At 63.2% G+C, this 21,310-nt stretch carries 24 protein-coding genes; 5 read left to right on the top strand and 19 right to left on the bottom strand.

Annotated elements, in window-relative coordinates; all coding sequences use genetic code 11:
• Positions 1-60: 60 nt before the first annotated feature.
• A complete protein-coding gene (locus tag F8E02_RS07835) occupies positions 61-1,437 on the top strand; it encodes a hypothetical protein (RefSeq protein ID WP_317064933.1) in 1,377 nt (458 codons plus the stop codon).
• Between the two features lie 308 nt (positions 1,438-1,745).
• Here F8E02_RS07835 and F8E02_RS07830 read toward each other — a convergent pair whose 3' ends face one another.
• The 3 genes from F8E02_RS07830 to F8E02_RS07820 all read right to left on the bottom strand — a co-directional run bounded on the left by F8E02_RS07830 (position 1,746) and on the right by F8E02_RS07820 (position 3,873).
• Positions 1,746-2,378, bottom strand: a complete 633-nt coding sequence (locus tag F8E02_RS07830; protein WP_317064932.1) for a GNAT family N-acetyltransferase — start codon at positions 2,376-2,378, stop codon at positions 1,746-1,748.
• 53 nt (positions 2,379-2,431) lie between these two features.
• The gene (locus tag F8E02_RS07825) at positions 2,432-2,848 is read right to left on the bottom strand and encodes a hypothetical protein (protein ID WP_317064931.1); all 417 of its coding nucleotides are present in this window, start codon (positions 2,846-2,848) and stop codon (positions 2,432-2,434) included.
• A 212-nt stretch (positions 2,849-3,060) separates the two neighbouring features.
• Positions 3,061-3,873, bottom strand: a complete 813-nt coding sequence (locus F8E02_RS07820; RefSeq protein WP_317064930.1) for a winged helix-turn-helix domain-containing protein — start codon at positions 3,871-3,873, stop codon at positions 3,061-3,063.
• A gap of 71 nt (positions 3,874-3,944) precedes the next feature.
• Here F8E02_RS07820 and F8E02_RS07815 point away from each other — a divergent pair, with 71 nt between their 5' ends.
• On the top strand, positions 3,945-4,109 hold the full coding sequence (locus tag F8E02_RS07815) for a hypothetical protein (protein WP_317064929.1): 165 nt from the start codon (positions 3,945-3,947) through the stop codon (positions 4,107-4,109).
• Positions 4,106-4,345 carry an MTH865 family protein gene (locus F8E02_RS07810; RefSeq protein WP_317064928.1) on the top strand — a complete coding sequence of 80 codons (240 nt, stop codon included), beginning with the start codon at positions 4,106-4,108 and terminating at the stop codon, positions 4,343-4,345. The genes F8E02_RS07815 and F8E02_RS07810 overlap by 4 nt, the downstream gene beginning before the upstream one ends.
• Positions 4,346-4,521: 176 nt before the next feature.
• On the opposite strand, the gene F8E02_RS07805 is transcribed toward F8E02_RS07810, so the two are convergent.
• From F8E02_RS07805 to F8E02_RS07755, 11 genes are all read right to left on the bottom strand, one after another.
• Positions 4,522-4,806, bottom strand: coding sequence for a DUF1579 family protein (locus F8E02_RS07805; RefSeq protein WP_317064927.1), 285 nt, complete (start codon positions 4,804-4,806; stop codon positions 4,522-4,524).
• A gap of 145 nt (positions 4,807-4,951) precedes the next feature.
• Positions 4,952-7,300, bottom strand: a complete 2,349-nt coding sequence (gene lon / locus F8E02_RS07800) for an endopeptidase La (protein WP_317064926.1) — start codon at positions 7,298-7,300, stop codon at positions 4,952-4,954.
• Positions 7,301-7,389: 89 nt separating this feature from the next.
• Complete coding sequence (locus F8E02_RS07795) at positions 7,390-7,809, bottom strand: MarR family winged helix-turn-helix transcriptional regulator (RefSeq protein ID WP_317064925.1); 420 nt, start codon at positions 7,807-7,809, stop codon at positions 7,390-7,392.
• 110 nt (positions 7,810-7,919) lie between these two features.
• The gene (locus F8E02_RS07790; protein WP_317065164.1) at positions 7,920-8,396 is read right to left on the bottom strand and encodes an MFS transporter; all 477 of its coding nucleotides are present in this window, start codon (positions 8,394-8,396) and stop codon (positions 7,920-7,922) included.
• Positions 8,397-8,848: 452 nt separating this feature from the next.
• Complete coding sequence (locus F8E02_RS07785; RefSeq protein WP_317064924.1) at positions 8,849-9,529, bottom strand: pyruvate kinase alpha/beta domain-containing protein; 681 nt, start codon at positions 9,527-9,529, stop codon at positions 8,849-8,851.
• Between the two features lie 123 nt (positions 9,530-9,652).
• The gene (locus F8E02_RS07780; RefSeq protein ID WP_317064923.1) at positions 9,653-10,444 is read right to left on the bottom strand and encodes a CPBP family intramembrane glutamic endopeptidase; all 792 of its coding nucleotides are present in this window, start codon (positions 10,442-10,444) and stop codon (positions 9,653-9,655) included.
• Positions 10,441-11,268: an alpha/beta fold hydrolase gene (locus F8E02_RS07775; protein ID WP_317064922.1), complete on the bottom strand. Its 828-nt coding sequence runs from the start codon at positions 11,266-11,268 to the stop codon at positions 10,441-10,443. Before F8E02_RS07775 ends, F8E02_RS07780 begins: the two co-directional genes overlap by 4 nt.
• A 12-nt stretch (positions 11,269-11,280) precedes the next feature.
• Positions 11,281-12,255, bottom strand: coding sequence for an SRPBCC domain-containing protein (locus F8E02_RS07770; protein ID WP_317064921.1), 975 nt, complete (start codon positions 12,253-12,255; stop codon positions 11,281-11,283).
• Positions 12,256-12,523: 268 nt separating this feature from the next.
• On the bottom strand, positions 12,524-13,024 hold the full coding sequence (locus F8E02_RS07765; RefSeq protein ID WP_317064920.1) for an SRPBCC family protein: 501 nt from the start codon (positions 13,022-13,024) through the stop codon (positions 12,524-12,526).
• Between the two features lie 277 nt (positions 13,025-13,301).
• A complete protein-coding gene (locus F8E02_RS07760; RefSeq protein ID WP_317064919.1) occupies positions 13,302-13,763 on the bottom strand; it encodes an Hsp20/alpha crystallin family protein in 462 nt (153 codons plus the stop codon).
• Between the two features lie 755 nt (positions 13,764-14,518).
• Complete coding sequence (locus F8E02_RS07755) at positions 14,519-15,373, bottom strand: hypothetical protein (protein ID WP_317064918.1); 855 nt, start codon at positions 15,371-15,373, stop codon at positions 14,519-14,521.
• Between the two features lie 168 nt (positions 15,374-15,541).
• Here F8E02_RS07755 and F8E02_RS07750 point away from each other — a divergent pair, with 168 nt between their 5' ends.
• A complete protein-coding gene (locus tag F8E02_RS07750; protein WP_317064917.1) occupies positions 15,542-16,147 on the top strand; it encodes an HD domain-containing protein in 606 nt (201 codons plus the stop codon).
• Positions 16,148-16,471: 324 nt separating this feature from the next.
• On the opposite strand, the gene sugE is transcribed toward F8E02_RS07750, so the two are convergent.
• The gene (sugE, locus tag F8E02_RS07745) at positions 16,472-16,801 is read right to left on the bottom strand and encodes a quaternary ammonium compound efflux SMR transporter SugE (protein WP_317064916.1); all 330 of its coding nucleotides are present in this window, start codon (positions 16,799-16,801) and stop codon (positions 16,472-16,474) included.
• 158 nt (positions 16,802-16,959) lie between these two features.
• On the opposite strand from sugE, the gene F8E02_RS07740 reads away from it, so the two are divergent.
• Positions 16,960-17,187, top strand: a complete 228-nt coding sequence (locus tag F8E02_RS07740) for a ferredoxin (RefSeq protein ID WP_317064915.1) — start codon at positions 16,960-16,962, stop codon at positions 17,185-17,187.
• A gap of 264 nt (positions 17,188-17,451) precedes the next feature.
• Here the strand turns inward: F8E02_RS07740 and F8E02_RS07735 are convergent, their stop codons facing one another.
• The 4 genes from F8E02_RS07735 to hxlB all read right to left on the bottom strand — a co-directional run bounded on the left by F8E02_RS07735 (position 17,452) and on the right by hxlB (position 20,820).
• Positions 17,452-17,994: a DUF421 domain-containing protein gene (locus F8E02_RS07735; RefSeq protein ID WP_317064914.1), complete on the bottom strand. Its 543-nt coding sequence runs from the start codon at positions 17,992-17,994 to the stop codon at positions 17,452-17,454.
• 64 nt (positions 17,995-18,058) lie between these two features.
• Positions 18,059-19,096 (bottom strand): M42 family metallopeptidase, encoded by a 1,038-nt coding sequence (locus F8E02_RS07730; protein ID WP_317064913.1) that lies wholly within the window; start codon positions 19,094-19,096, stop codon positions 18,059-18,061.
• A 7-nt stretch (positions 19,097-19,103) separates the two neighbouring features.
• On the bottom strand, positions 19,104-20,210 hold the full coding sequence (locus F8E02_RS07725) for a pyridoxal phosphate-dependent aminotransferase (protein WP_317064912.1): 1,107 nt from the start codon (positions 20,208-20,210) through the stop codon (positions 19,104-19,106).
• A gap of 10 nt (positions 20,211-20,220) precedes the next feature.
• The gene (gene hxlB / locus F8E02_RS07720; protein ID WP_317064911.1) at positions 20,221-20,820 is read right to left on the bottom strand and encodes a 6-phospho-3-hexuloisomerase; all 600 of its coding nucleotides are present in this window, start codon (positions 20,818-20,820) and stop codon (positions 20,221-20,223) included.
• Positions 20,821-21,310 lie beyond the last annotated feature (490 nt).

The raw sequence follows: 21,310 nt of genomic DNA, 5'->3' as shown, positions 1-21,310 counted from the left end.
AATTTCCAAATGTTTAAGTTCAAACCCCAATAATGCAAATCCCTGAACGGAGCGTATATTGTGACGCAACAGAATATTCTGATCGGAGCGATCACCGCCCTCGTGGCCCTGATCATCGTCGCAGCAGGAATTATGATTGCACTTGGACCGGGAGAGATGGAACCGGCGCCCGCACAGGCGCCCTCGGTGCCGAAGGTCCCGACGTCGGACGAGATGAAGGCTCTCGCGGCGGAGATTGCAGGGCGGATCGACGGCGACGCTCTCGCCGCGCTCAAGCCCGGCGACGAGAACACCCCGGCGTATACCACCATCCACGACCAGCTCAATGCATTCCGGTCTGCAAACCCCGAGATCATCTACATCACTACGATGCGCAGAACGGGGAACGCCATCGAGCAAGCCGTTGATGCAGACTACAACAACACCGGTGCATACGCAATCGGCGGGGGATACCATGTTGCGGACCCGGAAGCCTGGTACCTCGCCGGCTTTGAGAAACCCACCGCCGAGGTTTATTCTGCCATTTACGGATATGCCCCGATCCTGAACGCGAGCGGAGCCGGCGTCGGGCTGGTCTGCCTCGAGCCGGGAAGTCCGATCGCGCAGAAGCAGCTGGAAACTCTCGCGGCGGAGATTGCCGGCAAGATAGACGGTGACGCTCACGCCGCTCTCCGGTCTGGCGATGAGAACGGATCGGCGTATATTGCTATCCACGACCGGCTCGATGCTTTCCGGACCGCAAACCCCGAGATCACCTACATCTATACGATGCGCAGGGTCGGGAATACCGTCGAATATGTTGTGGATGCAGACTACGGCAGCGACGACAACGCCGTCGCGATAGGCGAAGGCTATGCCCTGACAGACCTCGACACCGTCCTCCTTGCTGGCTTTGAGGAACCCACGGCCGAAATTTATTCCGTCATCTATGCGTATGCCCCGGTAACGAACGCGAGCGGTGCCGGCACCGGGGTGGCAGGCATCCAGGCGGGGAACCCGATCACGCAGGAACGGCTGAAAGCCCTCTCAGCGGAGATTGCCGGCAAGATAGACGGTGACGCTCTCGCCGCGCTCAAACCCGGCGACGAGACGACGCCGGCGTTCACCGCCATCCGCGACCGGCTCGATGCCTTCCGGGGCGCGAACCCCGGAGTCATCTACATTTACACGATGCGCAAGACCGAGAACGCCACCGAGTACGTTGTGGACGCGGATTACGGCAGCGGTAACGGAGCCACGATAGGCGAGATCTACGTGCCCACGGAGGAGGACGCCCCGTTCCTCGCCGGCTTTGCGGAACCCTCCGCAGATCCCGGGTTCTACATCGGAGAGTGGGGCAACGAGACCGCCGTCCTCATCACCGGGTACGCCCCCGTGAAGAACTCGACGGGCGCCGTCGTCGGACTGGTGGGTGTCGACATGGGGAAACTGTGGTGATCGGTAATAATCTGAGTAACACACGTATGGGGTAGCAGAAACCTGCTCTCGCCTTACGGCACAACGGGGGGTTCTGCTCCCTTCGCCGCCCTTATTATCTTTTGCCGGAGTCTCAGGGTCCAGAACAGGGACCCGGAGTCCCGCCCTTCGCAGGTTCCCTCCGGAGATACTGCGGGGTTGTTATGCGACCCCGCATCCATGCAGTCTCCGGCATGGAGAAGAGCATGATCAGGAGAGATCCTGTGCTCGATCGTTTCCGTGCGCCTCCTCTCCGTCGACAGCGGGGAGCCGGGTATCGACCGTTCCCGTTATGGTCCTCCGGATCCGTCCTGCACCGGATCGTAGATCATGGTCAGGACACTGAGAATCCGAAACGGCACCCACGCCCTGTGAGCGGACACGGTACGAAGCCCCGCTCTCTCATACAGCCGCACCGCCAGGGGATTGGGGGCGATGACGGAGAGGACAGTCCTCCCGCCCCCGCGGGACCGGACCTGCCGGACGGCGCCTTCGAGCAGGGCGGCGCCGATCCCCCGGCCCCGCTCTGCCGGGACGACCGAGAGGCCGGAGATGTAGTATTCGGGCTCCGTGGTCCTCTTCAGGTAGTGTGGTGCAAAGATCAGCAACTCGGCGAGGAGAAACCGGGCCGCTGTGACGGGGCCGGCCGCACGGGCGATGACGAGAGATTCCTCCCGGAGGCCGGGGGCATCCGGGGCCTGCATGACCAGGACCCCGGCGACCCTGCCTGCCCGGACGGCGCAGGTGATACTGTCGTGCCCGAAGGCATTGCCGCCCGCCAGAATCAGGCTCTCAATCTTCAGAAGAGCCTTCTCGCGGTCCCTTCCAAAGACGAGCGGGAAATACGCCGGCTCGGTATCGTAGATGAGGCCGGCAACCTCCTCAATGGAATGTCTTTTCGGATTGAACGGTTCGAGGATCATCGCCCTGGCTGTGGTTCCCTCCCGGTATGATCCTCTCAAGGTTCATATGCCTGTCACGGCCGTCCCTTCCACTCCCAGAGTCTTGTATGGGTATTGCCGTCGGCGTCAACGGTATATTCGACCATGACGGCAATTCCATTGAGACGGGCCCATTTCGGGGTGGACGAGCGGAACACGAGCATGCCATGAAAACTGGTCTCCGGGCTTCCCGCACTACCCTTACCAGTACCCGATCCGGTGTACATGGCCATCTCGCCGTCTTTTGATGTGGTTACCCCCATACCCTCTGCGTAGAAGGTATCCGGAGACCGCCACACACTCCACGCAGTTGACATGTCCTCCGCATCGAGATCCAGCAGTTTGCCGGTCGATTGGTCTGTGGTCTCGATCTTCGGGCTGGTCTCGAGGAGTTCAACGATCCTCGTGCCGATGATCTTTCCTCGTGACTCACCGATCAGTTCGCCTGGCATCTTCAATCTCTCCTGCTGCTGCATTCGTTTACACCTCTCATCGTTCGGCGCCGACAGAATTCCGGGGACCGTGTCCGGTCCCGTCTCGTGAGAGAGCGCCGGCCAACCTATCCTTAACGGGATAAAAATGTATGTCCGGATTCCTCCGGGGAGATGTTCGGATACTCCTCCGGAGCCCCGGCGGCTTGCGTCGGGGGAAGGGCCCGGACGCCCTACGACTCCAGAGCAGCGTAGAGAGCGCAGATACCCTCGAGCGTCTTATAGCCCTTCCCGGTGATGATGTAGTCTCCCCGCTCGTGCCGCTGCAGGATCATCCCGGCATCCTGGAGTTTTTTGAGGTGGAAGAGCAGGTTTCCTCCCCGGAGTCCCGTCAGGTCCGAGAGAGCCGAGAACGTCTGCAGCTCGGCGGCGAGCGCCTGCACGATCCTGAACCTGTGCCGGTTCGCGAGCGGTTCAAGGATCTCTCCGACCAGCACCTCATCAGGAAGGTCCCCGATAGACGGAGAAGTCTCCCGGTTCCTCTGGTAGATCCCGAGCGAGCGCATCAGTTCGAGCTGTTTCTCGAAGAGACGGTTCGTCTCGGCAAAACAGGTGGAACAACTGTCGAACTTCCCGCTCTTCCGCATCTCCGCGAGCCGGTCGCGATAGGACAGGACGATCTCTTCGCTCACCTCGCCGTCCCTGATATGCTCCGCAGAGGTCTTGAGAAACTCGTAAAACGCGGTATAACACCGCTCCCGCATCGGGCAGTCCCGGATCATCCGCTCCCGGAGCCTCTGGTCGGCGTCGGAGAGGTGCTGACCGATAAAGACGCCCGCATACTCCTCGCGAAGCCTGCCGATGATGGTTTCGATGTTTTGCCTGTTCGCATGCTCTATAAACCGCCGGAGCTCGCTCCTGAGGCCGGCAATCTCGGATTGAATCTCCCGGATCTCTCTGCCGTAGCGCTCTTCCGCCCTGTCGGCTACCAGATCTCCGGCACTCCGATCAGAGTCATGCTCTTTACAGTTATGAGAGTGTAGCACGAGAATCCGGTATAGTTTAATGACGGTCATCTATATTATTCTAACCATCCAACGAGGAGGACGGTGAGAACGTGCCTGAATGGAGTTACACCGGAGCGTCCGTATCGGACGAGAAAGTAGAGCAGGCGCTTACTGCAGTGAAGAGCGCCTGTTTCGGCTGCGAAGAACACAGCGACGACTGCTCGCTGGCAAAAGCCGCCCGGGATATCGCCGGGATGACGGAGGCGAAGCAATGAACGTCAGAGAAGAGATCCGTGCACAGATTGTCGGCGCCCTCGCCGGCGCGAAGTTTCCTATCGAAACACCCGAAGACCTCCTTGCCGCATTCCCGGCCGGAGCGGCGACAACCTGCAGGGCAGGCGGCGTCGAGATGACCGCCGGCGAAGCAGGCACTCTCTTGAAGCCGGAGGACTTCCCCTTCACGAGCCCCGGAGAGGTGGCCGAGACCATCCTCTCCCGGGCGGGGATGTAACTTTTTTCTCATCCCTTCCGCCTCCTCCCCACGGAGTACATGACGGAGCCGGGTTTCCCCGCAACCCTCGTCTCAGACCGAATGCGAAGGGTGTCGGCACCCTCCCAGGCGGCCGTGATCGTCTCTTCCATCCCTCCGGGGCCGCTCCAGTGCAGTTCCAGGGTGTCGGGGTCCTTTCACCTGCCGGTATGGTCGTGCGTGCTCCCGTCGGAGCCCGCCCCGAACATGTGGACCGTCCCCTTCTCGCGGTCGTAGGTCCAGAGGTCCGTCTCCTGGTAGGGCTTCCCGCCGAGCGTGAACGAGAGATCGTTCTGGATGCCGTAGCCGCCGGCAACCTCCCGGGCCGTGGCCGTGCCCGTGCCTGCAAGGGTGCTGCCGTCGGGCATCCGGAGGGTCACGTCGAGGTCCCACTCCCCCACGAACCGGTCCCTGAGCCGATCCAGACCTTTCGGTTCCTGCATGCTGTATCCCTTCCCGGCCCCCGACTGACGCCGCGATCCCAAATAGGTTTCTGTCCCTTATGAGGGGAAAAATGAACAATCTTAGTAGTGCCCGGGACTGCGTCACCCTTGTCCCGCAAGAGCAGGGAAGGGGGGTGCCCCCCGCTCAGAGGTTGTGTGCCGGGACGAACCGGTTGCCCGCGTAGTGCATGACCGGTCCCGGCAGCGCGACGTTGAGCGCCTCGCGGAGGACGTCCTCGATCGTCTCCACCGTGACGAAGACGAGGTCGCGCCGGACGTCTTCGGGCACGTCCACGAGGTCCCGCTCGTTCTCCTGGGGCAGGACGACCTTCTTGATCCCCGCCCGGTGAGCGGCGAGGACCTTCTCCTTGATCCCGCCCACAGGGAGGACGGCGCCGGAGAGCGTCACCTCGCCGGTCATCGCGGTCGTCGGGTCGACCGCTCTTCCCGTGATGAGGGAGGCGAGGGCCGTGAACAGGGTCACGCCCGCCGAGGGGCCGTCTTTCGGGGTCGCTCCCGCCGGGACGTGGATGTGGATGTCGCTTCCGAAGAAGTCGAACCCGGGGGCAGCGGCCGCGAACCGTGACCGGATAAGGCTGAGCGAGATCTGCGCCGACTCCTTCATCACGTCCCCAAGCTGGCCCGTCAGGGTGAGCTTCCCTTTGCCGGGCATGAACGTCCCCTCGATGAAGAGGATGTCGCCGCCGACAGGGGTCCATGCGAGGCCCGTGACGACGCCGGGCGGGCTCTCCTTCCTCGCCACGTCCTGCCGGACCGTCTCTTTCCCGAGAACCTCCGGGAGCATCTCCGCCGTCACGACGTACGGGAGGGTCGCGGTCCCCGAGACGATCTTTTCGGAGACATACCGTGCGGCCCGGGCGATCTGCTTCTTGAGCGCCCGGACGCCGGCCTCGCGGGTGTAGCGGTCGATGATCGCCGCGAGGGCCTCGTCCTCGAACCGGAGTCTCTCCGCGTCGAGGCCGTGCTCCGCGAGGGTGGTCGGGACCAGGTGATCTTTCGCGATCGCGAACTTCTCGCTCTTGGTGTAGCCCGAGATCTCGATCAGCTCCATCCGGTCGAGGAGCGGGGCCGGGATCGTCGCGAGGCTGTTCGCGGTCGCGATGAAGAGCACATCGGAGAGGTCGTAGGGAACCTCCAGGTAGTGGTCCGAGAACGTGCTGTTCTGCTCGGGGTCGAGGACCTCGAGGAGGGCGCTCGCCGGGTCGCCGGAGTAGGAGACGGCGAGTTTGTCGATCTCGTCGAGGATAAAGACCGGGTTCTTCGTCCCTGCCTTCTTCATCCCCTGGATGATCCGGCCGGGGAGCGACCCGACGTAGGTCCGCCGGTGCCCCCGGATCTCCGCCTCGTCCTTGACGCCGCCGAGGCTGATCCGGACGTATTTTCTCCCCAACGCGTCGGCGATGCTCCGGCCGAGGCTCGTCTTCCCCGTGCCGGGCGGGCCGGTGAAGAGGAGGATCGAGCCCTGCTTCTCCTCCTTGAGCTTCATGACCGCGAGGTGCTGGACGATCCGCTCCTTGACCTTCTCGAGACCGTTGTGGTTGCTCTCGAGGACCTGCCGGGCCTCGTTGATATCGATGCTCTTCCTCTCCTCGACCGTCCAGGGCAGGTCGAGCAGGAGATCGAGGTAGTTCCGGATACCCTGGCTCTCGTGGTGCTGGCTGCCGCCGCTCTCGAGTTTCTTCAGTTCGGCGAGCGCCTTCTTCTTCACCTCTTCAGGCATCGTCGAGCGCTCAATCCGCTCCCGGTAGCCGTCTTCGCCGTCGGAGCCGTCGCAGCCGTTGAGCTCGTCCTGGATCACCTTGAGCTGCTCGCGGAGCATCGCCTCGCGGTTCGCCTTGCCGACCTTCTCGGAGGTCTTCTTCGCGACCTCGATCCGGATCTCGATCCCCTCCTTCACGCGGGTCAGGAGGTCAAGGAACGCGGCGTAACGGCCGCGGATCGAGGTGATCTCGAGGAGCTCCTGCTTCTCGGCGAGGTCGACGGGGAGGAACGGCATGACGAACCCCATGATCTGGTCGATGGAGTCCATCTTCTCGATGGGGCGGGTGAACTGCTCGGAGCCCTGGAAGTGGCCGCTGACGTCGCGGATGACCGCCCGGATCTTCGCGAGGAACTCCGCCCGGCTCCCCTCGTCGAGGTCGAAGAGGTCGGGAACGGGTTCGCAGAAGGCGGAGAAGAGCCCGTCGGCCTCGATCAGCCTCGTGGCCTTCACCCTTGCGACGGCCTCGCCGAAGACGAGGTAGCCGTCGTTCGCGGGCTGGACGTGTGCGATCTCGATCAGGCTCCCCGTGCGGTAGAGCGAGTCGGCCGAGGCTTCCGAGGGGTCCATGCCCTCGCGGACCGTAAGGCCGACCGCATGGGTCGAGCCGGCGCTGTTCACCGCGGCGAGCAGCACCTTTCCGGTCCCGGTGCCGACCTTGAACTTCGTCCGGGCGCCGGGGTAGACCACGGCCTCGAAGAGCGGTATGACCATTCTCTCTCTGGTAACGTCAAGTTGTGATGGATGCATGATAACCCAAGTAATTAGTTCGTGTTCACCTAACCATTCAGCCGGCGAAAAAATTACCGGACTTTCCCGAGGATCCCGACCAGGAGGTCGATCTCGTCTTCGTCGAGTGTCTGCACCATTCTCTCGACCATCCGGGAGAGGGCGTTCCGTTCGGCCTCCGCCACCATCCGCCCCTTCTCGGTCAGGCGGATGTAGGCGACCCTCCCGTCGTCGGGGCATCGTTCCCGGTAGACGCATTCCATCCGGACGAATTTGTTGATCGTCTCCGTGACGGTGGGTTTCGAGGTCCCGGTGATCTCGGCGAGCCGGCTGAAGGTCACGTCGGCGTGGCCGTCGATCGCTTTCAAGTACGCGATCTGCTTCACGGTCATCTCCGCAAGGCCGCACTCGACGAAGATCTGGCTGGAGCACTCATTTCTGATGGCGATCAGGCGGTCAAAGACTTCGAACAGGTGCTCAACTCTCGCCGCCATAGTTGATACCCATTAGTTAGGGCAGACCTAACTATAAAGGTTGCGATCCAGGGAAGCAACCGCCCGGCGATGAGGTCCAGTTCGGTCGGGTTGTTGCCCGGAGAGACCGATCAGAAACCGGGATCGCAGGCTCGATCGTCCGCCGGCACCGGACCCGGATCCCGCGCCTCGTCTCGCCGGTCACGTGCAAGATAACTGCAGATCAATGCCGGAACGGTGAGGGCGGCGGCAAACAGGATCGTGGCGTCGGAGCCGCTCTTCATGAGCGCCGGGCCGCTGGCGATGAACATGGCGGCTCCGAGGGCCTGCAGGACCCGGGCCACGATCAGGGCCAGGATGTCCCATGCGAGGAAGCAGAGGAGCGATGCGATCGAGAAGAGGAGAATGCCCTCAAGAAAGGTGCGTTTCAGGCCGCGAGTATCCGCAAGCCTCCCGATGATGACGCAAAATCCGGCAAGGACGAGCATGTACCCGTTCAGCACCCAGGAGACCACACCCAGCGTCGAATCGAACTCCTGCATGATGAGGGGAAGAGCGATGCTGATGCTGCTCATGGCCGCCGTTCCCATGAACGCACTGAGTGCGATGACGAATACGCTGAGCAGGTCTTTCTCTGTCAGGGCTATGAGCAGTCACTTTATGGGGCGGGGAAGGATCGTGTGCAAGGGAGCCCTATGATGGAGGTTTTGGTTTGTAGTCCTTTAAACGTGCCGGTTGGTTGCTGCAACGCACCAGGTCGCTTCCCGGCACCTCGCGGGTCTTTACGGCCCTCAAGGAATGGAGAATCGTCCCGTTAGAGTTTCGGGTCGCGTGCGCCCGGCGCATCGCGACGACTGCCGCCGGGATGTCCGGGCCTGCTCTTCCGACTTCCCGATGACCCCAGACCATATTTCAGGAATAAAGCGAGACCTGACTCCCTGCGCATATTCGCGATAACCACCAGGCTCTGTGAGAAGCGTAGCATCCCCTGCCGGTCCTCACGACGAAGAGGGCTGCCGCGATCCCGGCCGACCGGGTCAGCGCCGGTCGCCCGGCTGTTTTACCGGATGTAGCCGATACCGACCGGCGGATTCTCTGCAATACCGGGCTTTGCCAGGGGCCTGATGAACCGGAATCCCCGTTCCGGGTGGAAGATGTTAGCCGATGCGGAGCTTCTGACGAGCCATGCAGTATCAAGCCCGCGTTCCGTTCCGGCACAGCAGATCACCGGGGTACCTTCGGGGATCAACCCGGCATCTACGGCCATGAGAACGCATTCCATCCCGACCAGGGTCCCGGGTGAGAAGAATTCGAGGGTCTTTGCCATGATATCAAGAGAAGAGATATGGCCCAGGTGGACCCGCATGGAAAAACTCGGGCCGAAGAACGGAATCGTGCCCCGGATAACCGCAACTCCCGCCTCGTCGAGAAGAGCCTTGTTCTGCGGCGAAATCTCCATGGGTACCCTCGCCAGGCCTCCGGATTTCCACCCGTCGCGAATATTACGGAGTTCCGGTATATCGGCAAAGATTCCCGTATCCATCCCGTCGACCTCCCATGCCATCCCCTGCGGGCATGAGACGCAGGCGATCCGCTTTCCTGCAACCACACGGGCGATCTTCAGCGCACTCTCGCCGGTAATGGAAGCGACGATGATCGCCTCCGCAAGATAGGCATTCTCCCTAACGGCGTTCACAACGCTCTCCGTATTGACCGGACCGGGGCGATCGAAGATAAGCATGGCAGTCTCACCAAATCCAGGTGAGGGTTCTTTCTGTCGAGGTTTATAAAGTGCCGACTTCTCCCTGCGGTCGGTACGCTACCCCCCCCTCCGGGACGCCCAACTTCAACGGCTCCCCCTGCTCTACCTGCCGGCGTCTCGCCGGTGTGCGTATCTCCACCCGGCGAGCGTCTCCGGCCCCCGGAGGAACACGACGACGACGGCGACCGCCGACGCGATCGCCCCGGAGACAACGGGATCGTAGTGGGAGCCGAGGTTCGGGAACGAGAACTCAGCAACGTTCATCATGCCGTGAAAGAGGGTCGCGGCAAAGACGCTTTTGCGGGTGTTGTTGTAGAGCCAGACGATGAGGACCCGGAGCGCGACCGTGGAGAGGGCCTGCCCCGCCGCCCAGGTGGGGGTGTTGAGGAGGAGCCAGGGGATGGAGTGCCACGCCGCCCAGACCGCCCCGATGATCAGGGCGGTCGTAAGAGCGCTCCGCCGCTCCTGCAGGGGGTCGGCGGCATACCCCATCCAGCCTATCTCCTCGAACGCGGCGGCGATAAAGAAGAGGGGGACGAAGACCGGGATCAGAAGATACGGGACGAAAGGATCGGCAGGGAGCGGCCGGCCGGAAAGGAGCATCACGCCGTAGGAGAGGAGCATGATCGCGGGCATCAGGAGGAGGATGGGGAGGTACCAGACCGCCCGGATCTTCCGGAAGTCGGCGACCCGTGCAAGCAGCCTCGCAACCCCACCGGCCCCCTCTTCCCGCCGGACCAGGATCGAGGCCGCCAGGGCCGGGCAGACGATCATGAACGCGCTCACGGGGAGGTTCAGCGGACCGGGGAGAGGTGTTCCGGCGAAGAGGAGGAACGGAATGGAGAGGACAAAGACCAGAAGAAAAAAGGTAAGGGGCGACCGCCCGGCGTTCATCCCCGCCCGGCCTCCGGGGCGGGCGCGTCGAGGAACTCCCCGATCATCTCTAGCAGCCAGTCGGTGCGGTCGATGAGCGTGATATGGGTCGTGCCGGGGAGAACCGCGAGCCTTGAGACCGGGAGCCCGACGAGATCTCCCGGCACGCCGCCGCCGAGCAGCCGGAAGATCTCCACCGCATGCTCGGGAAGAACGACGTCGGAGTCGCCGATGATGGCGAGCACGGGCGCCCGGATCGACCGGACCTCATCAGCCGTCCAGCCCCGGAACTCCCGGTCCAGTTGTTTCACCTTCTCGACAAGCACGGGCCAGTCCCCCGGGTTCGGCGCCGTCCGGGCATACTCTTCCACGAACGGGGTGTCGGCCAAGTCCTCGGCCTTCAGGTTCTCTTCCCCCTCGTACATCTCGGCGTAGGCCCCTTCTCTCGTGTAGCTCGGTGAGGCGAGAACGAGTTTGTGCACGAGGCCGGGGTGCCGGACGGCGATATCGAGGGCGATGGCGGCCCCCATGCTGTAGCCGAAGAAGTCGGCGTCTCTGATCCCGAGTTGTCGGAGGAGTTCGACGGTATCCGCCGCCATCCCCTCGTAGGTCAACGGTCGATCGATATCGCCGGTACGGCCGTGAGCCTGCTGCTCGACGGCGATGACCTGCCGGGCCCCCGCGAGGGTGGGGAGCATCCTCTGAAACGACCCCTCGATCGTCATGAAGGCGCCGTGGAGGAGGACCAGCGGGCGGCCGGCCCCGTGGGTCTCGTAGTACATCGAAAGTCCGTTGACGGGCGCATAGCGCCCGGGGGCTGCTGTCGTTGCCATCTTTTGTGCCATGATCGTCTCGGCTTACCTTCCCTGCAGCTCGTTCAGGAGAGCGGCGAGACGGTCCAGGGTCTCGTTCACCCCCTCCTCCATCCCCGACTGGACCATCCCGTCGCGATCCTCGACCGACTGGGCGACCGTGCGGTTCGTCATCTTCGTCCTCCCGCCGCCGAGGTCCTCGAAGGTCACCGTCTCGAGCATGACGTGCCCCGGCATGCCCTCGAACTCAAAGGTGTCGACGACCCGATCGGGCGGGCTGACCTCATGGTAGACGCCGTGGAACGCGTACTCGTTCGCCTCGGCGTCGCGCTGGACAAAACGCCACATCCCGCCCGATCGTGCATCCATCACATCGACCGTGGTCGTAAACCGTCCCGGCCCCCACCACCGGGGCAGCAGTTCCGGGTCCATGCTCGCTTTGAATACAAGGTCGCGCGGCGCGTCGAAGATGCGGGTGATGACGATCTCCTGTTTTCCCGGCTTGGCGGTGAGGCTGGTTGCGAACCCCTCCTCAAGGACGTTTGCAAGTTTCTCGAGCGACTCGCTCCACCCGCCCTCGGTCTGCTCGAGCGGCTCGCCCGCAGGAATGCCTTCATGCCGCAGGATCATCTTCGTCCCGCCGCCGTGCTCCTCAAACGTCACCGTCACCAGGAGTTCCCGCGGCCAGTCCCCGCTCATCCCGTATGCCGAGGCCGGGACCACGTTGCCTTCCGCGTCCGCAAACGAGTCGGTGAAGACGAGCTGTTCCATCGGGACGATCTCGCGATACTCGCCGGTGCTCCAGGACTCCTGGCCCTCGGGCGAGCGCATGGAAAAATGGTACCTGCCCCCCTTGCGGAGGTCGACCCTGACGACCGGCGCCGTAAAGCCCGCCGGTCCCCACCACTGCGCTATCATCTCCGGGTCGGTCCACGCCTTCCAGACGCGTTCCCGCGGTGCCGCGAAGATGCGCTGGATGGATAGTCTTCCTCTCTCCTCTGTCAGTGTTGCTTCTGCCATCTTCTTCCTCTCCTTTTTTCCGGACATCGGAGGTCCTGTATGAAAAACTTTCCTCCCGTGGGAGCACCGATGAGACGATGTGCGATGACGGCGGATCGGACACCGTGTACCCCGGCCGGAGCCCCCGGAGAAGCAGGGGACGCTGACCGTGACGGACCTCCTCTGCGCGGAGAGGGACGTAGAAAGAGAAGAGATGCTGGTGCGCCGGGTGGGGTCGGTCCGGGAGATTACCCCCGACCGCCCCCGGACTGCTGCGGCCGCTACGGGTTTACCGTGCCGGCGCGGCCTGTTTCTGGGTCTTCAGGTTCTCCAGAACGCCGGCGAGCAGGTCCAGGGTCCCGACCATGCCTTCCTTCATATCCTGCTGGAGCATCGCGTCGCGGTCCTCGACCGACTGGAAGACCAGGTGGTCCGTCATCTTCGTTCTCCCGCCGCCGAGGTCCTCGAGCGTCTCCGTCTCGAGCACGACATGGCCCGGCATGCCCTCGTACTCGACGGTGTCGACGATCCGCTCGGACGTAACGTCGTGGAAGACGCCGTGCATCGCGAACGTGTTGCCCTCGGTGTCGCGCTGAACGACACGCCACGTGCCGCCCGGCTTCGCGTCCATCTTCTCGACCGCGGTCGTGGTGCCCTTCGGCCCCCACCACTGCGCTACCAGGTCCGGTTCCGTGCATGCCCGGAAGACGAGGTCACGCGGCGCGTCGAACTCCCGCGTGATGATGATATCCTGCCTTCCCGCCTCTGCGGTGAACTGTGTCTCTGCCATGACAATGCCTCCAATGTATGGGCTCCTGCGGAGCCGCGCCGGGAGAAACGCTGCCGCCCGTGCCGGCCCCGTGGCCCCTCCGATCCCGGTGGCCCCTCTCTTTGAAGCAACCACCTGCCGGATCAAGGGCTCCCCAGCACGTTCACCACACTTAAAGGTCGTGTCGCCTCACCCGGGAGTCGCGCGGGACGGCAGGTGCAGCCTGAGATCTGGAGAGATCGCAGAGGCCCGCTGCCGTTGCCGGGACTCTCGCCTCCTGTATCCGGAGTCCGCCGGCCTACTTGCCCTCTTCACGGACCGGGATCTCGATCCCCTGCTTCCCGGGAACCTTTCTCAACCGCACCGCCAGCACGCCGTTCCCGAGGGTAGCCGTCGCACCCTCTTCCGTGACGTCTGCCGGGAGGCTCACAACCCGGGTCATCTCGCCGGACTGCCTCTCCCTGAGAGCGTAGCCCCCCTGTTCCTCCTCCGGCGCCAGGAGCCGCCGGACAGTGATCCGTAGCGTGCCCGGGCCGGTGAGCCGCGTTGCGACATCGCCGCTCTCCACCCCCGGCAGGTCGGCGAAAAGCACGATCTCATCCTCAAGATCCCGGAGATCGACCGGAATCCCTGCACCCCGGATCACGGGCATTATCCGCTGCCCGGGGACCGCTATCTGTTCGTGAAGCCGCCTGTGCATGCCGCGCATCCCCGGACCAAAGATCCTCTGAAACGGGCACGACAATTCATTCTCCGTCATATCCAGAACTCCTCCAGTTGTCGTGCAGCCTACATGCTCCCGCTCATATAAGTTGTTCCCGGGGCTTCCCATCCTGACGACCGGACGACCGCTCCGTCCTTCACCCTCAGCCAACCCGTCGCACCGGCACGGAGACCCGGAAGAGCACGATGCTCTTCCTGAGCGCTGTTGACGCGATTACAATCACCGTTCCGGTTACAACCCCGAAGCGGGGAGCCCGGTTGTGAATACTCTGGTATCCGTAAACCCGGTTGCGTGTAGCAAAACTCCGATGCAGTATACACATATATACAGGATGGAGGTTGTGCGACACGAAGTGGGGTTTCATGTCGCACAAAATGTCCTGTGCGACACCGGTGACCCACAATGATCGGACCCGGCCGGCCGCCGGGACCGCGGTTTGCGGCGAAGAGGTGGCAGCGTGGGCACGGAGGCGGACGAAACAACTATTGTATGACGTAGCGTTTCCACCCGGCTTTCAGGGGTAACTCCAGAGCAGCGGATACGTTTCATCACCCATGGACCTCCACTTCTGCCGCCGCTACCCCGGCGACGGCACGCCGCCGTCGAACCGCTACTGCAGGCGGGTAACGATCAGCCGGGCAGATCAACGGGAAACCGCCGGCCGCGTGTAGACCGGAAGCGCCCCGGGGATCGCCGGGAAGAGGCACATCTCCCTCGCCGGCCCTCTCCAGACTCCCGACGAGGAGGCGGAGCGCCCCTGCTCGTGAACCTCTGTCCGTTATCGAGCGTCCTCAATAACAGATGGGCATACTTGCATTCTCTTCTTCCGAGATTCTGTCCCGATCGTCTGCAACCTCGTAACTCCCTCTTGAGTACGTATCGGTGTAGCGCGTCACCGTCCGGTAACCGCAGTAGAGTTCCTCAGTGTATATCGTCACAACGGCATGCGTCGAGTTTATCACGACCTTCGGTCTCTCCGGAGATTCGAGAACGGTCTGCTGGGGCCATCCGAGCCATGCATGCCACCACGCGTTGATCGCGTATAACTCCCTGAGAAATACCGACGCTTGAAGATATGATTCAGGCGAGTCATCTCCCTCGAGATACCGCGAGATATTCGTATCCGCTCCCTCCGGCAGACGGATATCGTCAGGGAAGGCGGGAGCGTCCGTTATGGCCGGAGAGGATACGGTCATGTTATGCTCTACCACAAACGGGACCGTATACGCTCCCATGGTATCATACACCCAGTGGCCCTCGATCCTGTATCCATCTTTCAGCCGGATACGGGTATACAGAGCAAGAGCATCACTGAGATTGTTCGGACATACGATCACGCTGGTGTTCTCAAAATACTCAATGGCGAACGGAGTAATCGTATTTCGCGTCGCATCCCGGAGATCCTCAACCTCACCGGCGGAGAAGAACACGACCGCCGTCCCGTTGCTATCAGCGCTCCCTGCGGGAACGGCGGCCGGGGGAGTTGTGACGCCCGTCCTGGCGATCGATTCCTCCGCCTGCCCGACAGGCAGCCCTCTGTCCAGTGCACCGCCCGGATACCCGCCTGCAGGCGTCGCTGCAAGGAGAAGCATTCCGGCAACGCAAGCCATAACGATGCAGATACCAGTTCTCTGCATATTCTTCACGCCCTCTGGCGGCCTTCTCCACGAGTATGGCGGATAACCTTTACGGCCGTGCAGGGATCCCTGATCCGTACAGGTCCGGGGGCGACCGGGAAGCGGAGGTGAAGTGCAGCGCCGGCCTGCAGGATGGCGTAAGGATAAGTTTCTGCTCTCAGGCGACAGAGATCTCTCATGGACCAGGAGACAGCCGCGATGCTCGACCATGTCAGGAACGTGCTCCAGGATTCGGGGGCCCACGGGTTCGACCACACCCTCCGGGTCGTCCGCCTCTGCGAGGAGATCGGCGCCCGCGAGGGTGCCGATATGAAGATCCTCATCCCGGCAGCCGTCTTCCACGACATCGCGAGACCCCTCGAAGAGAGGACAGGCGTCCCCCACGAGGAGGAGGGGGCGCGGATGGCGGCGGAATACCTCGAGGCCGCCGGCTGCCCGGCGGACCTTATCGCGGGCATCGTCCACGCCATCCATGCGCACCGCTACAGCACGGGCATCGAACCCGGGACGCTCGAGGCCCGGATACTCTCTGACGCAGACAACCTGGACGCGATGGGCGCGGTCGGGATCGCGAGGACGTTCATGCAGGCGGGAGAACGGGGGACCGGCATTGCGGATGCAGCCGACCATTTCCATGACAAACTGCTGAACCTGAAAGACCGCATGTATACCGGGAGCGCCCGGGAGATCGCCGGGAGACGGCACGCGCTCCTCGTCGCGTTTCTCGAGGCTCTGGAGGACGAGGCGCAGACCCGGCCCCTCTCCGTTCCGGAAAGAAAATAATTAACAGTTTTCCGGGCAGAACTCTCTCATGGATACCCGCATAATCGCCTCATTCCTCATCGGAGCCGTACCGTCGCCGGCGCCGCTGCCATGAGCCGGGAAGGCCCGGCCCCGCCTCCCTGTTTCAGGTCAAAACTCACGCAGAGCCTATGACAGACATGCTCTTTCCCTTCGCGTCCTTCGCGCCTTCGCGTGAGAACCCGCTGCAATCTCTACAGCGAGGCTGCGTCACCCAATGCCCGACAGTGTCCGCGTCCGCATCCCCAACTCGTTGAACCGTGTGATCTCCGCGGATAGTATCCCTGGAACCGGCGCGAGCCTCCCTCACGCATCCGAGCAGATCTTCAGCCCGATAATCCCCGATACGATCAGGAAGACGCAGAGGAGGCGGGCGACGCTCCGAGACTCGCCGAAGAGGACGATCCCGGCGATGACCGTCCCGACCGCCCCGATCCCCGTCCAGACCGCATACGCCGTCCCGAGCGGGAGGCCCGTGAGCGACCGCGACAGGAGGTAGAAACTCCCGGCCATCAGGACGATGGTCGCCACCGACGGCCCGACCTTCGTGAACCCTTCGGTATACTTGAGGCCGAGCGCCCAGCCGGCTTCGAGAAGCCCGGCAAAGAAGAGGGTTATCCAGGCCGCATTCTGCATAATCCTCATAGGTCCGGTCGGGCGGGGGATATACCTTTCCGGCGTGCGGGCGGCGCCCGGGATCCCGCGTATTCCCCCGGAGACTCATGGAGGCTGTCTGCTTCCGTCACCTTTAACATGGAGAAGGGTCCTTCCCGACAGCAACGGAGGTATGAAACGTGGTGAAGGTTACCATCGACAGGCCGGGATGTATCAGCTGCGAGTCGTGCTGGACGCTCTGCCCCGACGTCTTCGAGAAGGACCCAAAGGACGACTTGAGCTCGGTTACGGAGCAGTACCGGGTTGACGCCAATCCCGCCGAAGGCGAGGTGCCCGACGACCTCGCCGACTGCACCCTGGAGGCTGCCGACTCGTGCCCGGTAACGGTCATCATCGTCGAGGAGTGAGGTGACTGGCCCCCTGCGGCGCCGGCAGGCCTATGCGGCCGGATCAATAGTCATTCTCATGGCCGGATAAGAACTATAGCCCATCAGAGCTACTGGCGGGTTGCCTGGGAGAGGGATCAGCGAGGAGGTGCACTGCCCGGATGCAGATGTTCGCAGGCCAAGGCGGTTAAGGTCTGCGAGCACCGGATATCAATATTGCATCCGTGGACCGAACCGCACCCCGGAGAACGGAACCCAACCCCCGGGCACCTCTTTTTCCGATCTTCACCGGCGATGCCCCGCCACGTCGACGAGTGTATTCATGTCGTCGCTCTTTTTGATCACCGAGAAGTTTCCGTTCGTCTCAAGGACGATCACCGCCACGCTCTCGAGGGAGCCGATCCCCTCCGACCGCAACGCCTGCCGGATCTCGCTCTCGGCGATCCGCTCCCGCTTCATCGTCTCCTTCATGAACTCGCCGTCGCGGAAGATGATGCGGGGCTCCGACTTCACCGCCTTCTGGACCGTCTCCGACCTGACGGACGACCAGGAGACGAGGTACTGCAAGCCGACCAGGATGCCGAGGGCGATGACCCCTTCGGCGAGCGAGACGTCCCGCGAGACGATCGTCGAGGCGAGGACCGAGCCGATGGCGACGTTCACGATGAAGTCGAAGGCGTTCATCGACGAGAGCGTCCGCTTCCCCGAGAGGCGGACGATGATCACGAGAGCCGCATACCCGAGGATACCGATGATCAGGACCCGGACCAGGAAGGCGGGCTCGCCGAAGAAGATCTCGTCCAGAAACCCGGCCCAGCCGTTGTTCATACCCCGGACTCTGCGGGGGATGCTATAGCATTTTCTACGTGAGGCGTGTCAAAAAAGGGTTATGTCAGAGCGCGGGTCTGCTCTTTAACGCCTCGACGAGGAGCCGGATCCCGGCCTCGATATCGGCGGTGTCGACGACCTCGACCGGCGAGTGGATGTAGCGGGCCGGGATCGAGAACGGGATGCTGGGGATGCCGCCCCGCTCGAGGTGGATGATCGTGGCGTCGGTGTTGCCGCCGGTCCCGACCTCGATCTGGCAGGGGATACCGTTCTTCTCCGCGGTCCCCCGGAGCCAGGCGGTCATCCGGGGATCGGCCATGAGCCCCCGCCCGCTCGCGCTGACGATGACGAGGACGGGGCCTTTGCCCATCTCGATGCTCGCGTCCCTCTTCTCGATACCGGGGTGGTCGCCGGGGATCGTGACGTCGGTCGCGATCGCGCAGTCGGGGTTTAAGGAGTAGGCGCTGACGCGGGCGCCTTTCAGCCCGATCTCCTCCTGGACCGTGAATACGGCGTGGAGGGTGTGGGGCGACTTCGCCTGCTGGAGCGCCCGGATCAGCATCGCGACGCCGACCCGGTTGTCGAAGGCCTTCCCGGTGATGCGGGTGCCGGCGAGCTCCGCAAACTCGCGGTCGATGGTGATCGGGGTGCCGATCTCGATCCCGAGGTTCTTCACCTCCTCCTCGCTCGTCGCGCCCACGTCGATGAAGAGGTTCTCGACCTTGACCTCCTTCTTGCGCTCCTCGTCCTTCATGACGTGGGGGGGCTTCGCGCCGAGGACGCCTATGACCGGCCCGTTCCTGCCGTGCAGGACCACCCGCTGGCAGTAGAGGACCGGCCCGTACCAGCCGCCGATGGGAACGACCCGGATGAACCCCTTGTCGTCGATATACTGGACCATCAGCCCGATCTCGTCCATGTGGGCGGCGAGCATGATCGAGAAGTCGTCGCCGCGCTTCGTGGCGATCAGGTTCCCCATCGTGTCCTCGCGGATCTCGTCGACGACCCCTGCAAGTTCGGCCCTGACGATCTCACGGATGCTTCCTTCGCTGCTCGAGACGCCGTGGGCGTCCGAGAGTCTTCTGAGTAACTCTTTGACCATGATCCTCTCACTCCATCAGCGTCTTGAGCCTCGCCACCGCCCGCGAGAGGTTCTCGCGGGAGGTCGCGTAGCTGAAGCGGGCGTGATCGGGTGCCCGCGAGCCGAACGCCCCGCCCGGCACGATGACGACGCCCGCATCGATGGCTCTCTGTATAAGGGTTCGCCCCATCGGGACAAACATATAGAACGCGCCCTCCGGCCGGGGGAAGTCGAGGCCGAGGCCGGTGAGGCCCTCGTAGAGGAGGTCGCGCCGGGCCCGGTACTCCTGGCGCATCCGCGCGACCGGCTCCTGGTCGCCGGTATACGCAGCGAGCGCAGCGTACTGCGATATCGAGGTCGCGCACGCCTGGGCGTACTGGTGCACCTTAAGGAACTCGGGGATGTAGTCTTCGGGTGCCGCGAGGTAGCCGACCCGCCAGCCCGTCATGGCGTAGGTCTTGCTCGCGGCGTTGACGGTGATGACGTCCTCGCCGAACCGGGCGGCGCTGACATGCTTCTTCTCGTAGACGAAGTGCTCGTAGACCTCGTCGGAGATGACCGTGACTCCCCGGTCGTTTGCGTATTCGACGAGGGCGCGGATGGACTCCTCGCTCTCGACCGAACCGGTCGGGTTTGCGGGGGAGTTCAGGACGAAGACCCGTGCCCCGTCCATCTGCTCCTTCGCCCGCTCGATATCGATGTGCAGGGTCGCATCGAGCCCCACCCCTTCGGGCCGCCCGCCCGCGAAGGTCGCGAGGGCGGCGTAGGAGACGAACCCCGGATCGGTGAAGAGGACGCGGTCGCCCGGGTTTACGAGGGCTTCCATCGCGAGGTGGAGCGCCTCGCTCCCGCCTGCCGTGACCAGGATCTGGTCCGGCCGGTACATAAGGCCGTTCTCCCGCTCGAACTTCGCGCAGATCGCCTCGCGGAGCTCCGGTATCCCGGCGTTCGGGGTGTAGCCGGTCTTGCCCTCCCTTATCGCGGCGATCGCGGCCATCTTGATATGGTCGGGGGTGTCGAAGTCCGGCTGCCCGATGCCGAGGTTGATCGCGTCGGGTCCTCCGGCCTCGAAGAGTTTCCGGATCCCCGACATCTCCACTCCCCTGACCCGGTCGGCGTACCTGTGCTCGCGCATGTATATCTCCTCACTCGATGTTCGCGTGCCGGCACTGGAGGTCTTCGGGCCTGCACTGGGTGATCTCCATCAGCCGGGATATGAGCGCATCGGCAAAGACCATGGCGGTCGTCTCGAAGATGGTGCCGAGCGGCGCGAAAGACTTGTGCTCGCCCATCATCTGCCGGATCTCGAACTCCACCGACTCGTCGGGGACCCTGTCCCGCTGGCTCTCGATGATGACGATGCAGTCGGCGATACGGCCGATCCTTGATTCCCGCTTGGAGGTGATGAGGCAGACCCGCCCGCCGATCTCCTTTGCGGTCTCGGAGATATCCGCGACCGTCTTGGTCGCGCCGGAGCCGGAGAAGGCGATGATGACGTCTCCCGGCTTCATGGCCGGGGTCACCGTCTCCCCGACGACGAACGCCGAGAGGCCGAGATGCATCAGGCGCATGGCAAACGCCTTCGCCACGAGGCCCGAGCGCCCGGCGCCCATGGTGTAGATGCGGTTCGCGTTGAGGATCTCGTTTAGGAGCGCATCGATCTCGTCGTCGGACATAACGTCCGCGATGGTCCGGATCTTCGTCGCCATCAGCCGCATCATATTTTTTACCGGGTGAGTTGTCATTGTAGTTCCTCTCTTACGTTTCACGAGATCCTACATTAGAATATCTCAAATGCCCCGGTACGTGAGGCGATTGGAGGGGCTCGCGGCCCTGCGCGATCCGGCGGCGCGATTGGCGTAAAACCCCGGACGAGTGTGCCCTGGAGAAACGGCGGCGACGGCATGCGGCCGGGATCGGGGATGGCGGCACAAACGGCACGATAAGCGATAATCAGGAGAAAAAATCCCCCATTTGCGTCACATCCCATACCCATCCCGGCGTCGGCCGGCACAAAGACTATACCGGATGGTTCCAGAATATATACAAAGTTCGGCGCGGCGTCCGGGGCAAAAGAGTCGCGGAATCACGGAAAACAGGGGATTATCCGCAGACCTGAGCCCCGATAAGAGGCATTGCGCCGATGTTTGTTTAATCCCCCGCACGAGGGGTCGATCAGGAATTGCACGGGCCAGCCGCTCCCGCAACCGGATGCGGGAGTGCGCACGGCGGGAC

The organism is Methanoculleus caldifontis, from assembly GCF_032842345.1.
Lineage (GTDB): Archaea > Halobacteriota > Methanomicrobia > Methanomicrobiales > Methanoculleaceae > Methanoculleus > Methanoculleus caldifontis.
The sequence above is the reverse complement of the archived record's forward strand: the minus strand, read 5'-3'. Positions and strand labels throughout refer to the sequence as shown.

Excerpts from the sequence above, each read along its gene's own strand:
- F8E02_RS07830 (WP_317064932.1), bottom strand. The coding sequence starts at position 2,378 with ATGATCCTCGAACCGTTCAATCCGAAAAGACATTCCATTGAGGAGGTT.
- F8E02_RS07825 (WP_317064931.1), bottom strand. The coding sequence starts at position 2,848 with ATGCCAGGCGAACTGATCGGTGAGTCACGAGGAAAGATCATCGGCACG.
- F8E02_RS07810 (WP_317064928.1), top strand. The coding sequence starts at position 4,106 with ATGAACGTCAGAGAAGAGATCCGTGCACAGATTGTCGGCGCCCTCGCC.
- F8E02_RS07805 (WP_317064927.1), bottom strand. The coding sequence starts at position 4,806 with ATGCAGGAACCGAAAGGTCTGGATCGGCTCAGGGACCGGTTCGTGGGG.
- lon (WP_317064926.1), bottom strand. The coding sequence starts at position 7,300 with ATGGTCATACCGCTCTTCGAGGCCGTGGTCTACCCCGGCGCCCGGACG.
- F8E02_RS07795 (WP_317064925.1), bottom strand. The coding sequence starts at position 7,809 with ATGGCGGCGAGAGTTGAGCACCTGTTCGAAGTCTTTGACCGCCTGATC.
- F8E02_RS07785 (WP_317064924.1), bottom strand. The coding sequence starts at position 9,529 with ATGCTTATCTTCGATCGCCCCGGTCCGGTCAATACGGAGAGCGTTGTG.
- F8E02_RS07780 (WP_317064923.1), bottom strand. The coding sequence starts at position 10,444 with ATGAACGCCGGGCGGTCGCCCCTTACCTTTTTTCTTCTGGTCTTTGTC.
- F8E02_RS07775 (WP_317064922.1), bottom strand. The coding sequence starts at position 11,268 with ATGGCACAAAAGATGGCAACGACAGCAGCCCCCGGGCGCTATGCGCCC.
- F8E02_RS07770 (WP_317064921.1), bottom strand. The coding sequence starts at position 12,255 with ATGGCAGAAGCAACACTGACAGAGGAGAGAGGAAGACTATCCATCCAG.
- F8E02_RS07765 (WP_317064920.1), bottom strand. The coding sequence starts at position 13,024 with ATGGCAGAGACACAGTTCACCGCAGAGGCGGGAAGGCAGGATATCATC.
- F8E02_RS07760 (WP_317064919.1), bottom strand. The coding sequence starts at position 13,763 with ATGACGGAGAATGAATTGTCGTGCCCGTTTCAGAGGATCTTTGGTCCG.
- F8E02_RS07750 (WP_317064917.1), top strand. The coding sequence starts at position 15,542 with ATGGACCAGGAGACAGCCGCGATGCTCGACCATGTCAGGAACGTGCTC.
- sugE (WP_317064916.1), bottom strand. The coding sequence starts at position 16,801 with ATGCAGAATGCGGCCTGGATAACCCTCTTCTTTGCCGGGCTTCTCGAA.
- F8E02_RS07735 (WP_317064914.1), bottom strand. The coding sequence starts at position 17,994 with ATGAACAACGGCTGGGCCGGGTTTCTGGACGAGATCTTCTTCGGCGAG.
- F8E02_RS07730 (WP_317064913.1), bottom strand. The coding sequence starts at position 19,096 with ATGGTCAAAGAGTTACTCAGAAGACTCTCGGACGCCCACGGCGTCTCG.
- F8E02_RS07725 (WP_317064912.1), bottom strand. The coding sequence starts at position 20,210 with ATGCGCGAGCACAGGTACGCCGACCGGGTCAGGGGAGTGGAGATGTCG.
- hxlB (WP_317064911.1), bottom strand. The coding sequence starts at position 20,820 with ATGACAACTCACCCGGTAAAAAATATGATGCGGCTGATGGCGACGAAG.